This window comes from Comamonas sp. C11 (assembly GCF_024496285.1).
GTDB classification, from domain to species: domain Bacteria; phylum Pseudomonadota; class Gammaproteobacteria; order Burkholderiales; family Burkholderiaceae_C; genus Comamonas; species Comamonas testosteroni_F.
Genome location: NZ_CP101743.1, coordinates 2,471,838 through 2,485,913, shown reverse-complemented (window position 1 = coordinate 2,485,913; position 14,076 = coordinate 2,471,838). Strand labels below are relative to the sequence as shown.

The 14,076-nt window shown below is 59.0% G+C and carries 10 protein-coding genes; 6 read left to right on the top strand and 4 right to left on the bottom strand.

Annotation, left to right across the window (positions count from 1 at the left end):
• Window positions 1-6: 6 nt before the first annotated feature.
• Together NOX35_RS11390 and NOX35_RS11385 are read right to left on the bottom strand one after the other, a co-directional pair.
• Entirely contained in the window at window positions 7-2,268 is a 2,262-nt protein-coding gene (locus NOX35_RS11390; RefSeq protein WP_256496661.1) for a xanthine dehydrogenase family protein molybdopterin-binding subunit, read from the bottom strand.
• A 17-nt stretch (window positions 2,269-2,285) separates the two neighbouring features.
• Complete coding sequence (locus NOX35_RS11385; protein ID WP_182286751.1) at window positions 2,286-2,750, bottom strand: (2Fe-2S)-binding protein; 465 nt, start codon at window positions 2,748-2,750, stop codon at window positions 2,286-2,288.
• A gap of 150 nt (window positions 2,751-2,900) precedes the next feature.
• Between NOX35_RS11385 and NOX35_RS11380 the strand changes: the two genes are divergently transcribed.
• Window positions 2,901-3,812 carry a LysR family transcriptional regulator gene (locus NOX35_RS11380; protein WP_256496660.1) on the top strand — a complete coding sequence of 304 codons (912 nt, stop codon included), beginning with the start codon at window positions 2,901-2,903 and terminating at the stop codon, window positions 3,810-3,812.
• A gap of 403 nt (window positions 3,813-4,215) precedes the next feature.
• On the opposite strand, the gene NOX35_RS11375 is transcribed toward NOX35_RS11380, so the two are convergent.
• A complete protein-coding gene (locus NOX35_RS11375) occupies window positions 4,216-5,961 on the bottom strand; it encodes an ABC transporter ATP-binding protein (RefSeq protein WP_256496659.1) in 1,746 nt (581 codons plus the stop codon).
• A 4-nt stretch (window positions 5,962-5,965) separates the two neighbouring features.
• Window positions 5,966-7,762 (bottom strand): ABC transporter ATP-binding protein, encoded by a 1,797-nt coding sequence (locus NOX35_RS11370; RefSeq protein ID WP_256496658.1) that lies wholly within the window; start codon window positions 7,760-7,762, stop codon window positions 5,966-5,968.
• Window positions 7,763-7,932: 170 nt separating this feature from the next.
• Between NOX35_RS11370 and NOX35_RS11365 the strand changes: the two genes are divergently transcribed.
• From NOX35_RS11365 to NOX35_RS11345, 5 genes are read left to right on the top strand one after another with little or no spacing between them, the layout of a single operon-like run.
• Window positions 7,933-8,883 (top strand): ABC transporter substrate-binding protein, encoded by a 951-nt coding sequence (locus NOX35_RS11365; RefSeq protein WP_256496657.1) that lies wholly within the window; start codon window positions 7,933-7,935, stop codon window positions 8,881-8,883.
• A gap of 5 nt (window positions 8,884-8,888) precedes the next feature.
• Window positions 8,889-9,911: an iron ABC transporter permease gene (locus NOX35_RS11360; RefSeq protein ID WP_256496656.1), complete on the top strand. Its 1,023-nt coding sequence runs from the start codon at window positions 8,889-8,891 to the stop codon at window positions 9,909-9,911.
• Window positions 9,904-10,935 carry an iron ABC transporter permease gene (locus NOX35_RS11355; protein ID WP_256496655.1) on the top strand — a complete coding sequence of 344 codons (1,032 nt, stop codon included), beginning with the start codon at window positions 9,904-9,906 and terminating at the stop codon, window positions 10,933-10,935. Before NOX35_RS11360 ends, NOX35_RS11355 begins: the two co-directional genes overlap by 8 nt.
• Window positions 10,932-11,810: an ABC transporter ATP-binding protein gene (locus NOX35_RS11350; RefSeq protein WP_182286744.1), complete on the top strand. Its 879-nt coding sequence runs from the start codon at window positions 10,932-10,934 to the stop codon at window positions 11,808-11,810. The genes NOX35_RS11355 and NOX35_RS11350 overlap by 4 nt, the downstream gene beginning before the upstream one ends.
• A complete protein-coding gene (locus tag NOX35_RS11345; RefSeq protein WP_256496654.1) occupies window positions 11,803-13,992 on the top strand; it encodes a TonB-dependent receptor in 2,190 nt (729 codons plus the stop codon). The genes NOX35_RS11350 and NOX35_RS11345 overlap by 8 nt, the downstream gene beginning before the upstream one ends.
• The last annotated feature ends 84 nt before the right edge of the window (window positions 13,993-14,076 follow it).

The window sequence follows — 14,076 nt, the reverse complement described above, 5'->3', positions numbered from 1 at the left end:
ATGCTCTCACGCTTTCGGGAAAGGCAGCTCGCGTGGCGTATGACCGCTCAGCTTGGCGATGGCGTTGGCAAAAGCGGGGGCCAATGGCGGCACACCCGGCTCACCCATACCCGTGGGGGCATCGGCACTCGGCACGATATGCACGGTGATCGCGGGCATATCGGTTAAGCGGGCTACAGTGTAATCATTGAAATTACCTTGCTCCACTTGCCCATCTTTGAATGTGATGGCCGCGCCAGGCAGACACATGCCGAGACCCATCAAGGCCCCACCCTGCACCTGGGCCTCGACACTTCGGGGGTTCACCGCCAGATTGCAATGCACGCCAGCTGTAACCGCATGCAGCTTGGGAGTGCCGTCCTTCATCGATGCTTCGACCACATAGGCAACCACCGAATCAAAAGACTGATGCACGGCCACGCCCCAGGCCCTGCCTTCGGCCAGTTGGCGCTTTCCGTAGCCCGACTTTTCGACTGCCAGTTGCAACGCGGCCTTGTGACGCGGATGCCTGTCGCCAAACTGTTGCAGCCTGTATGCAACAGGATCCTGCTTTACAGCTCGGGCGATTTCGTCCATCAAGGTCTCCATCACATAAGCGGTGTGTGTGGAGCCCACGCTGCGCCACCAGAGAACCGGCGCATTGAGTTCGGGGTGATGCACCGAGAGTCGCATCGGCAGGTCGTACGGCTCTTTCATTCCTTCAACCGTCGTGGTGTCCACTCCGTTCTTGACCATGAAGCCTTCAAACGCCGTGCCTTTGGCAAGCGACTGGCCTACGATCACATGATCCCAGGCGATCACCTTTCCCTTACCGTCAAAACCTATCTCGGCGCGATGCACATGCATGGGTCGGTAATAGCCTCCTTTGACATCGTCCTCGCGACTCCAGATCATGCGCACCGGGGCGTCGATACCGGATGCTCTAGCGGCCTTGGCAATCTCGCAGGCTTCGGCCACGTAGTCACTGCGCGGGTTGGCACGACGACCGAAACCGCCCCCTGCCATCTGAACATTGACTCGAACATTCTGAGGAGCCACGCCAAGCACGCGCGCAGCAGTTGCGACCTCCCAGCCCGGAGCCTGCGTGCCCAACCAAAGCTCAGCCTTGGCATCCTTTCCTGCACCGGTCACACGCACCGTGCAGTTCAACGGCTCCATCGGCGTATGGGCAAGGTAGGGGAATACATACTCGGCACTGATTTTGTGAACAGCACCGTTCATTGCCGAAACATCGGCATCAAACTTGAGCGCGCCCGGCTTTTTGGCCAAATCACGATACTGCGCCAGTTGTCGAGCAGAATCGACTTTGCCAACCGCTGCGCTGTCCCACTGGATTTTCAGGGCATCGCGTCCCTGCTTGGCTGGCCAGTAACCATCGGCTAGCACAGCAACCAGCTCGCCACCCCATACGCTGGGCACACGAAGCACCTCACGCACGCCCTTGATGGCTTTGGTTGCCGAATCGTCCACCGATTGAATCCTGCTTCCATACACCGGCGGATGTGCCACAAGTGCGGTCAACATTCCCGGCAGGTGCATGTCAATGCCGTAGGACTGTTTGCCGCTGGATTTGGTCCGTGCGTCGAGCCGCCCCGTGGCATGACCAATGATGCGAAAGTCTTTGACGTCCTTGAGCTTCACCTGCTGCGGAACAGGCATCTTCATGGCCTCATCCGCCAACTCGCCATAGCCCAGCCTCTTGCCTCGAGGGCCGATCACCTGCCCTGTCTGAGTACGCAAGGACTGCGGATCCACACCCCAGCGCTTGGCAGCCGTGGCCAGCAGCATGGAACGGGTACGCGCCCCCAGTTCACGGTACTGGACATACGAGTTCTTGATGGCAGTGGAGCCGCCCGTGAGATGCATTCCCATGACCGGATCCATATAAGCGGGATCCGCATTGCCATGCACGCTATTCATCTTGGACCAATCGGCGTCCAGCTCTTCGGCCAGAACCATGGGCAGGCCGGTTTGCACACCTTGACCGAACTCCAGACGGTTGATCGTTACCGTCACCGTGCCATCGCGATCAATCTTCACAAAAGCCGACGGCTGCTGGGTGGGCTTGAGTACGTTTGCAGAAACCTGCTCGTTACCCTTTGCCCGTGCCAGTGCGGCGGAGGGAAATACGCCCAATGCAAAACCGGAGGCCGTCGCCAGCTTGAGGAAATCGCGTCGCTCGAGCTTTGTGCCTGCATCTATCGTGTCAGCCGCCAGCGCACGCAGACCTTTGGGCATGTCTGCAAGAAAATGGTTGGGTATAGGCATGGGATGTACTCCTTCTCTTAGACCGACAGGCTTTTGGCAGCATCGTGGATGGCTGCACGGATGCGTGCATAAGTACCGCAGCGGCAGATATTGCCCGCCATGGCTGCATCGATATCTGCATCGCTGGGCTGGCGATTGCTTTTGAGTAACGCCGTCGCACTCATGATTTGCCCACTTTGGCAATAGCCGCATTGCGCCACATCGTTGCGAACCCACGCATCCTCGACAGCCTTTCCCACCTTGTCGGCAGCCTGTGCTTCGATGGTGTCGATTTTTTGCCCTTGCGCCGCCGATATGGGCGTAATGCAAGAACGGATGGCCTGGCCATTCAGATGCACAGTGCATGCTCCACACATGGCCATGCCGCAACCAAATTTGGTCCCTGTCATACCCAGCGTGTCACGCAGGGTCCAGAGAATGGGTGTTGAAGAATCCACATCGGCCGATGCGGGCTTGCCGTTGAGAGTGAATTTGACAGGCATGGGGAGTGCTTTCTTATTTGCTTTTCAACACAGGAGCTGCCGCACGGGCGCATGCATCGCGCGAAGCAGAGGCAGTGTGCGCCAGGCAATGCAAAAGAAAAAGCCAGGCAATCTATTTAAGTTATTAAGTTTCACTTAAAAATAGAAGCCATGAAGCCCGAAATACTCGCCTATCTGGCCGCCTTTGAGCAGGTAGCTCAGCATCGCAGTCTGACCTATGCCGCCCACGCCATCGGGGTCACACCGGCCGCACTGTCCCAGACGATCAAGAAGCTGGAAACCCGTCTGGATGTACGCCTGTTCGATCGAACAACGCGCAGCCTCAATCTGACAGAAGCCGGAAGAATCTATCTGGAGCGCATTTCCCCGGCTCTCACCAACCTGCGCGAAGCGACCGAAGATCTTCAACTGCAAGCGGGCGTCGAAGGCGGCACGCTGCGCCTCACCATCTCTCATCCTGCAGGCCAGGTGCTCGTCGAGCCCATGCTCGCCGAGTTCTTTGCACTGCATCCGCACATTCACGTCGAGCTGGTCTATGACGACGGCTTTGTGGACATCGTGCGAGAAGGATTTGACGTCGGCATACGCAATGGCGAGTCACTGGAGGGCGACATGGTTGCCGTGCCACTCACACAGGATCTGACCATGTGCTTCGGTGCATCTCCTGCTTATCTCAGAACACACGGCACACCCGGGCACCCCGATGAGCTGGAGCAGCACCTATGCATCAACTACCGCATGAGCAGCAGCGGCGCAGTCTACAAGTGGGAGTTCAATATCGACGGCAAGCTGAGCGAGCGCTCCGTGAGCGGGCCACTGACAGTCAACCATAGTGACACGGCCATGCGCGCAGCCCTGGATGGCATCGGGGTGATTACCGGCTGGCACGAATCCATGACCGACGCATTCAACACAGGCCAGTTGATTGAAGTGCTGAAGCCCTATTGGGCAAGCTTTCCGGGCTTTTATGCCTATTACCCACACCGCACACACCTGCCTCTCAAGACCCGGATATTTCTTGATTTTCTGGTACAGCATGTGCAGCGCAATGGCCTGTCCTAGCTAGCCAATGGGCAAATGAGCCCTGACCGTGGCTTCTCCATGTGTACTTCGTAATCAGTGACTTCCAGTCATTTTTACGTTCAAGCCTCATGCCCCATCGCCGGATATTCTTCAAGGACTGAAATATCCCTGCTTGACCGCTTCAATCTTGAATTCTTCGGGGCATGGCTGCTTGTTCCTCATGGCACCTCCTATTGGGCCTCAGATTTGAGGCTGGAAGATGTCTAGTACAGCCGGGGCGATTCAGGCCGGTGAACACGGATGTGCTCAGGCATGTAGATCGCGTTGAGCGAACATGCACGAAAGCCTATTGAGACAAGAGGTATGTCCGCTACCCGCAGGGGCTCAGAAAGACCCAGAAAGGAGTTTTTCCACATTCAGCCATGCACAGGCTCAGCAACATCTATGTACTGGACACCTGCGCCTTCCACATCGACGCATATAGCCCATTACGGTTGACAAGCTCTTGGTGGACTCCAGCCTCTACCAAAGCGCCTTCATTCAGAACCAGAATTTGATCTGCATGCCTGACGGTGCTTAGCCGGTGCGCGACGATGATGACGCTACGGCCAGCCGCCAACCGGCCAAGCGATGTCTGGATGGCATGCTGAGAGCGTGGGTCGACTGAGGCGGTCATCTCATCCAGCAGGAGCAGGGGCGCGCGTTTCAGCAGCGCCCGGGCAATAGACAACCGCTGGCGCTCCCCTCCTGATAGACTGAACCCCGACTCACCTACTTGCGTCTGGTAGCCGTCGGGGAGTCTCGCAATGAACTCGTTGCAGTTGGCTGCTTCGCACGCGAGCAACACATCCTGGTCACTGGCATCCTCGCGACCGGCACGCACATTCTCGATGATGCTGCCGTTAAACAGTTGGACATGCTGGAAGACCATGCTGATTAAGCCATACAGCTGATCGGAATAGATATCCCGCAGGTCAACGCCACCAATCCGCATTGCGCCACTGTCGGGCGTGTAAAAACGCGCGATTAAATTCAATAGCGTGCTCTTTCCCGCACCGGATGGTCCGACAACGGCAGTCACACTTCCGGCTGGAACCATGAAGCAGATATCACGCAAGACAGGCTGATCGCGATAGGAGAACGACACCTTGTCGAACTGCAGAGCCAAGTTGCCAAGACACTTAGCCGAGGCCGGCTCGCGCACAATTTCGATTTCCAAAATTTCGTTGAGCTTGACTTCGCTCTGGCTGGCGTGCCGGATCATGACTACATACTCGGCCAGTTCCAGCAGTGGCCCGATGAATTTGTAGGACAGCAGAAAGAAGGCCAGCCAGGCCAGCACTGGATAATCGCCTGCGAGCAGGCTCCAGCCACCAGCTAGAAATAGGAGAACCAAGCCACTTTCGACCATCCACCGAAAAAGCGTGACTGGCCCTCCACCCCATTTCTCGATGCCCAGGCTCAATGGTTTCAACTCGGAAAAGGCGTTGTTGAGCCTATGCATCCATGCCGGAACGCGATTAAAGAGCCGCAGGGTCGGCAGGCCACCGATGAACTCCACCAGCATTCCGGAAGCCGCATTGAACCGTGAGTGCTTGCGCAGGACGGTTTGCTCGAACAGCTTCTGGCTTGCCACTAATACCAGCATTGCCACAGGAACGAACCCAGCGAGAGCCAATGCAAGCCGCCACTCGATAGCTGCCAGCAGCAGGATCGCCGTCAGCGCCAGGCCCGCCGCTGCCACGAGATCCGCCAGAGCATGGGCAAAAATGGATTCGACGCGGTTGATATCATCGGTCAGCAGGTCGGCCATATGCCCCACCTGTCGGTCCCTGAGCTGCCCGATGGGCATATTGCGGACCCGCTCAAGCAGCTGCTCTCTGTATTTTCCGATGATCTGATAGCTGCTCAGGAAACAGAGCTTTTGCCCGCCGAAGGCGAAGCCCCATTGCAACGCGAACAGGCATATCAGTCCAAACGCTAGCCAGTACGGGCTGGACACCCAGGAGAAGCCGGGTAGAGGCCTGTCCAGGACAGCGCCCAGCCACAACCAACAGAGCAGATAAGGAAACACTTCACAGCAACGCTCCAGGACACGAAGTGCAAGCCCCAGCGCCAGAGGCGAAGTGGATGCACCGCTGTTGCGGACGATCCGGTGAATGCTGCCCCAGGAATTGAGCTTTCCCATGTTCTCAACCTCCCGTTGCGGCCAACGGAGCGCTCAACGCATCCTCTCCACGCAGGCTCCAGCTTTCCGCCAATTCCTCGTAGGTCCACATTGATCGATAGTGCTCGCTCTCTCGCGTCAGCTGATCGTGGTTCCCGCGCAAACGTAGCTTTCCCGCCTCGAGTACCAGGATCTGGTCAGCATGCTCGATCCCGTATAGCCTGTGCGCCACAACGAGCAAGGTCTTTTCCGGGTACTCGGCAAGCAAGGCCTGGAAGAATGCACGTTGCGTCATGCTATCGGCGAATGCCGTGGACTCGTCCAGCACCAGCACCGCGGTATCGGCAAGCAACACCCGCGCGACAGCCAGACGCTGGCGCTCACCGCCTGATAGGCGGGAACCGAGTTCATTGACCTGAGTGTCGTAGCCTGCGGGCAGCGCATCAATGAGCGCCTCCGCCTGGGCCACACGAACAGCTCGACGGATTTCGACCTCGGATGCGTCCGGTCGCGCCAACACCAAGTTGTCGCGCACTGAACCACTGAACAGGAATACGTCTTGGGTGGCGAGCGCGATCAGGCAAGCACGATCTTCATCTGCAAGCGAGGTGATGGCTTGACCATTGATGGTGGCAGATCCTGTGTCCGGCGCCAGCAGGCCGGCAATTAGCTGCGCGATGGTTGATTTGCCAGAACCGGAAGGCCCCAGCAACACGTTGAATGTGCCGGGAGCCAATAACAAGCTCACATCCTTCAGCACCTGGCGATCACCGTACCCGAAGCTGACCTGGTCGAGCTTGACCTGGATAGGCACATCGGCCGCCAGTCGGGCACCGCCTTGTTGGCGGCGGAACGCCAAGATGGGAGCCATTCGCCGCAGACCCGCAAGAATGGGCGGGATATCCATGAAGAATCGGTTGACTTTGAGCAAGGGGCGAAAGAGTCCCGCCCCGAGCAGCACCGCCACTACGACCTGAGCAATACTGACGTCGCCGCGCGCGTGGAGCCAAGCGCCTAATGGCAGCAAGAACAACAGATGAGCGCCCAGCACGCTCGTGAACAGTGCCCAGCCAGGAACGACGTTCCGGGTAATCCGGTCGGCGAGCCGGTAGTATTGGCGAAGACGTCGCTGCAGCAGCCGAAAACCGGAAGCACTCCGGCAGAACACCTTCAGAACCGGCATATTGCGCAGGTACTCGACGGTCACATTGTTCAGGCTGGCCGTCGCTTGGTTGAAGCGGTCATGGTACTGCCCGGCGCCGCGCATGACAAACGAGGACGCTAGCAATGCCAAGGGCCCGACCGTCAAGGCAGCAAGCGCAAGGCGCCAGTCGATCCAAAGCAAAGCGACCGTGGCACATACCGGCGCCAACACTGCGGCAGCCACTTCTACGGAGTGATGGGCAATGAACGCCTCCATACGTTCGACATCCTGGATCACTGACTGCTTTAGCGCACCAGAACCCTGTGCATGGACCCAGTGCAAGGGAGCCGCATCCAGGCTCGCGACCAGACGGCTGCGCGTTTGCTCCATGATGTCGTAGGCCGCGTGATGGCTGATCAGATAGGCGATGCCATAGGCAACATATTTCAACGTTATACCGCCCATCAGCCACGGCGCCAACGCAAGCACCTCGCTGCCGAAGGCATGCGAATCCGCGAGCAGAACCTCGACCGCGCGAAGCAGCACAACGAAAGGCGTCAACTCCGCCAGCACCGCGACCAGCGTCACCACCAAGGCGCACGCGATGGCCCACCGGCGGCCTGCCGAGAGCGCAAACAGCATATGCAATGCGCCCATGCGATTGAAGATATTGCCCATGGGGATTCGTCAAATAGAGGGAATGCTGGCAGCGTACGCGCGCCCGATACCAACCCGCCACCCCAAACCGGCAGCAGTTGCCAACGCAGTGATTTCCGATTTGGGTAGCTGTGGCAAGGCCATCCGGGACACATTGATGTCCTGTCTGGATTTTGGGAAGGCAATTCTCCATGCGTACGGCTCGATCATTTCTGTTGCTGCTCCTCGCCGTGGGAGCAGTTGCTGCGCAGGCTCAGGGCTATCCGCGAACCATCGTCGACGATCGCAACAAGCCCGTCATCATTAAGTCGGAGCCACGATCTGTCGCATCGGTATCAACCTTCGGGGCCGATGTCATGGCAGCGCTTGATCGCAAGGTCTCGGGACTATCGACACTGAACAACAAGCAATCAGCCTTTCTGGGAGATTCAGTGGTCGGGGCCGTGAATCTGGGCGAGGTGCATCAGACGAATCTTGAAGTCCTGACTCAGTTAGCTCCAGACTTGACCATTGGCCTACGGACCTATACCGAGCCATTTGCCAAGAAGATCGAGGAAGCAGGGGCATTTCTCGCATTCGATCTGATCACGCTGGAGCATTCACTGAGTGCAGTGGCGAGGACGACGCAAGCGCTCGGTGCCGACAGCCAGGGAGTGGCAATGAACAGACGCTTCCTGACCGAACTCGAGGCTGCGGGCAAGCGGTCGCCCGGCAAGGTCAGTGCGGTATTCCTCTGGCATTGGGGCAATGTTCCGTATGCCTACTATAGCAACCACCTGACAACGCACATCATGCAGCGGCTGGGGGCGATCAACGCACAAGGCGATCCGCCAAAGGACATGGAATCCGCGGACTCTGCCGTGATGACCATGGAGACACTGCTGCGGCTGAATCCGGATGTGATTCTGTCGTTCAAGGGAGATGACGGCCCGTTCGTCAACCATCCAGCCTGGAAGCGTCTCAAGGCGGTCCAGAACGGACGCGCCTGGAGGGTCGGAGATCAGTACGTCATGTCGCATGGCCCGATTGCACGACGGCTGGTAATGCACGAAATGGCGCACCTGCTTTACCCAGCCACGTACCCCCTGCCCCTGGAAGTCCCTGTGGCTGCGCGCGCCAAGCCAATGGATTTCGAGCGCTGACCGAAATGGATATGTGCGCAATCGATGCACGGACCAGAGTCTCACTGCGTTCGCGCGCGCTCCGCGTGGCATGCCTGAGCCTGCTCACGATCGGCGTGGCGGTGGTTGGCTCCTTGGTACTGGGTGACTTCGGCGTCCCGCTTCCCGGTGTCATGCAGGCCTTTCTCCGCGATGACGGAACCGATGCTGCCTTTGTGGTTCGCGAGTTGCGCCTGCCTCGCTTGCTGACCGGAATGTTGGTAGGGGCTGCGTTGGGGCTGGCGGGCGCCGTCGTTCAAGCAGTCACCCGCAACCCGCTGGGAGAGCCTGGGCTGCTCGGTGTTACGGCTGGGGCGGCATTTGCCATGGCTCTGTGCATGACGTACTTCAGCCTCCCCACGACCAGCGAGCTCGCAGTCGGGACCTTTGGTGGAATCGTTGCAGCGATGCTCACCCTTGCAATCGGCATGAGCGCCCGGCTGGATCCAATGCATCTAACGCTGACCGGAATGAGCGTCAATCTGTTCTTTGCTGCGGCCATCGTCGTGATGCTGGTGTGTGCCAACGTGGAAGTGAATGGCATTTACTACTGGCTGACCGGCAGCCTGATCAATCGCACGTGGGAACACGTTGCAGTGCTATGGCCCTGGACGGCGGCAGGATTGCTTCTCGGCCTGGTGTTTGCCGAAAAGCTGGACGCACTGATCCTGGACGAGGACATTCTCGCCTCGCTGGGCATGCGCGTGACGGCGTGGCGACTCCTGTTCGGCATCGTCGTGGTGTTGCTTGCTGCTGCAGCTGTGGCGGCTGCAGGTCCGATTACCTTCATCGGCTTGGTCGCACCACACATTGTCCGATTCGCTTTGGGTACCCAGGGTGTCCGTTACAGGCTTTTGCTGCCGCTATCCGCACTGGTGGGAGCTTGCTTGGTATGCACGGCCGATCTCGCCGCCAAATGGCAGGAGGTGCCGGTAGGAGTCCTCTGCGTGCTTCTGGGTGGGCCGGTACTCGTCTGCCTTATCGGCAAGCAGGAGGTAGCAGATGCGTAGCCGATTTGCGGTAACGCTGGTGCTGCTGAGCACCGCGCTGCTCCTGCTGGTGCTGGCTTCATTGTTCTGGGGCGCCGTACCACTATCGCCCGGACATGTTTTCGAGGGCTTGCTCTTGCGGCGGAGCGCGTCCCTGGAAAGCGCCCTGCTCTGGCAACTGCGGCTGCCGCGGACCTTGCTCGCCATCTTCGTCGGGTTGCAGCTAGCCACGGCCGGCCTGATCCTGCAGGCCGTCATACGTAACCCGCTCGCCGATCCCGGCGTCATCGGCATATCCAGTGGTGCAGGACTCGCAGTCATTGCCGTGCTGCTGCTTGCTGACGTGACCCAGGCCGACTCCTTGATCGGTACCAGCCACGCAGCGATGATGCTCTGGCTGCCGATCGTCGCGCTGCTCGGTGGTCTGGCGGCATCCGGATTCGTGCTTGGCATGTCGTGGCGCGCCCAGCTCTGTCCCACACGCCTCACGCTCAATGGCATTGCCGTAGGCGCCGTGCTCAATGCCCTGGTGATGTGGACCGTTGTCGCCTGGGGCGGCGCACGCACGGAGATCGCGCTTATATGGCTGGCTGGCAGCTTGTATGGCCGGGACTTCCTGCATTTGCAGGTGCTTTGGCCATGGTGTCTAGCTGGCGTTGTCGGCACCTTGATCTTGCTTCGACCGCTAGCACTGCTGCGCCTGGAAGATGCAGTGTCCGCCGGTCTTGGCATGCGTGGAATGTTCTGGAAGGCCATGGCCATCGCCGTGGCCGTTGTTCTCTCCGCCAGCGCAGTCGCGGTCACGGGGCCGGTCGGCTTTGTTGGCTTGGTGACCCCGCATCTATCCCGTCTGCTTGCCGGATCGGATGCGCGCCGGCTTCTCATCGTAAACATGCTCGTGGGCGGCCTGCTGATGCTCGGCGCCGACCTGCTTGCGCGCTCTTTGATCAGCCCCTTGGAAATTCCCGCCGGCGCACTGACGACACTGCTCGGCATCCCGGTCTTCCTCCTGCTTCTACACCGCCAACGGAGCCTCCGCCTATGACTCTGACCGCCAGCCAATTGAAACTGAGCTACGGCTCTCGCGACGTGGTTCAAGTGCCCAGTTTGCAGCTCGAACGCGCCAGCACGGTGTGCCTGATCGGACCCAATGGCTGCGGAAAATCCACACTTCTCCGGACACTGGCGGGCCTGCGCAAGCCTGCAACTGGAATAGTCAGCTTGGAAGGAAAGCCCCTGACCGCATGGAATCCCAAAGCGCTAGCCCGACGATTGGCTTTTCTTCCCCAGTCGCCGGCCACGCCGAAGGGGGTCAGCGTACGCCAGTTGGTCGCTCATGGCCGTTATCCGCACCAGGGCATCTTTTCTCGGCTGTCGGCCTACGACCATGAGGTTATCAGTTGGTCCATGAATGCCACCGGCATCGGGCACCTGCACGACCGGGATGTCGCTTCCCTTTCCGGAGGGGAACGGCAGCGGGCCTGGATTTCAATGATTCTGGTCCAGGAGTCGAACATCATTCTTCTGGACGAGCCCACCACTTACTTGGACATGGGCCACCAGGCGGAACTGATGGAACTCCTGGCTAAGCTGCAGCGACAGCGTCAACTGACCATCGTCATGGCCCTGCATGACCTCAATCAGGCCTGCCAATACGCCGACCGCCTGCTGGCCATGCGGGATGGCCAGATCCTCGCCGACGGAGCTCCACTTGATGTCGTCGACTCCCAACTGAGCGAGCGGTTGTTTGGTCTCGTCACACAACGCATCGATCGCAGTCTCGAGGGAAGGCTGGTGCCTTATTGCTTGCCGGTTGGCCCGCTACGACCAGGGCACCGCGCGCACGAAGCAATGCCTGCCGCCCCCGCTGTCGCGCAGAGCAAGGACTTGATTCACCTAGCAGGTTTTCACCATGATTAAACACTTTCCGTCTCGTCGAAAGCGTCTGATGGCGCTGATTCTGGCAGCGTGCGCTCCTGTACCCGATGTCGCACTGGCGCAAGAGATCAAGTCCAAGGAAGACGAAATGACTGTCAGCTTGCCTGCAGTGAACGTCACTGCTCGCCGCACTGAGGAAAAGGCCAAGGATCTCCCTTTCAGCGTCACCGTCGTGACCGGCGAGGAAGCCGAAGAGCGGCGCCTGTACAGCCTGGAGAATGTCTTGCGCCAAACACCGGGCGTTGACGTGGTCACCAACATGGGACTCGCCAACACGACGCTGCGTATGCGCGGCGTCGGTGCGCTGCAGAAGATCAGCGGCGACGACACTTCTGTGGTGATCAGTGTCGACGGCATGCCAATGTCGGCGTCCAACGCTACTTTGGACATCCTGGACGTGGAACGAGTGGAAGTGCTCAAGGGGCCCCAGGGCACCCTGTTCGGACGCAATGCCGAGGCCGGTGCAGTCAACGTGGTGACGCGCAAGCCGACTCAGTACTTCGAGGGCAGCTTGCGTGGCGAGATCGGCCAGGATAGTCAGCGGCTGCTGGAAGGCATGGTCAGTGGTCCACTGTCTGAGTCTGTGTCGGCACGTCTGGCAATTCGTGGATCGGGTTCCGACAACTACATCGAGAACAGCCAAACCGGCAAGCCACTGAACAAGCCGAGCGACTTCAGTTCAAGAGCAAGCCTGCGTTGGGATATCGGACCAGTTTCCGTCCTCCACCTGAGCGCAGGTCGCGAAGTGTTGAAGCATCGTGATTGGGTGTATCTCCTGTATCCGTATGGCGACCCTCCCCAGAGCGATATCCCGCCGGGCAGCGAGCAGAACCGCCGCGAGGTCGATCGATACAGTGCCGAATTCACCCATTCCTTCGACAACGTGCGAGTAACGGCACTGACCGGATTTGCGAGAACACGCCATCGCAGCACGACACCTATTTACGAGGGCCGCACTTACACGCGACTGATTGGCTTCCGCCCAGACGCAACGTGGCACAACATGATTCGCGAACGCGTCTTCAACCATGAACTTCGCCTGAGTTCACACCCCGAGGCAAAGACGTTCTGGGTCCTGGGCACGAACATCTATCAATCGGATCGAGACATGGACCGATTCAATTCCTACGACACCTACTTTCTGGACAATCCTGCTGCATCCAGCGCCAACAGGGATCTCAGCTCAAGAGCGCATGCACTGTTTGCAGAAACGACCCTCCCGATTACTGATGAGACCAAGCTCACCTTGGGAGGACGATACACCAGGGAAAAAAAGAACTACCGCGCACACTGGAAGGCAAACCCGGAAAACCCCAGCCCTATTCGTGAAGCTTGGGATTCCCAATCTCTTTTCGACAGCTATGCCACCGGGCGTATCGGGCTCAGTCATGCCCTGAATCCCCAGTGGAACCTCTACGGCGTTTATGCCCGCGGCTACAAGTCTGGCGGCTTTGACGAGGAAGGTGTCGGCTTCACCTATGGCCACCCCGACGCACCCTACAAGCCAGGGAAGGTGGACAGCTACGAAGCGGGCCTCAAGTATGAAAATGCCGATCGACGGCTGGCCTTCAATGTGACAATGTTCCTGAATCAGGTTAAGAACGATCATTTGCTGATGTTTGACCCGCAGACCATGGCGACCCACAAGAGTAACCGGGACGTGACCAGCCAAGGACTGGAGGCTGATGTGTACTGGCACATCGACAATGCATGGAGCGTCAGCGGCGGTGTTGCATACACTCGAGCCAAGATTAAGGGTGGCGGTGATGGCAGCAATGCTGATGGTGTCGCGTGGGGCAACGACGTCCCCGAAGTACCGCGTTGGGGAGGCACCCTGTCCGTCGCCTACCAAAGGCCTATAGGCTCGATGTTTGGGCTTTCGTCCCCGGTCTTGCATGCCCAGCTCACCAACAGATACGTGGGCAGCCGAGCGGCAACGCCCCAGAACAGCTTTGATTTGAGAGCCTACAACAAGATGGATTTCAGGGTTGGCCTCAGAAGTCGTGGCACCGAGATCTACTTCTGGGCCGACAACCTGCTCAATAAGCAGTATGAACTGTACGGCTACCGAATCCCGGCATACACGCCCGGCGGGATGGACGCCATTATTGGTGCACCCGGGCGGGGCCGGACTCTGGGTCTCGGCATGAATGTCCTGTTCTGAGTGGAGAGGGCGTGAAGCCTCCGTTAGTTCCCAGCGATAGCGGGAACTGTGAAGCTGCCACTTCACCGCAGCCCCAAACGGGGA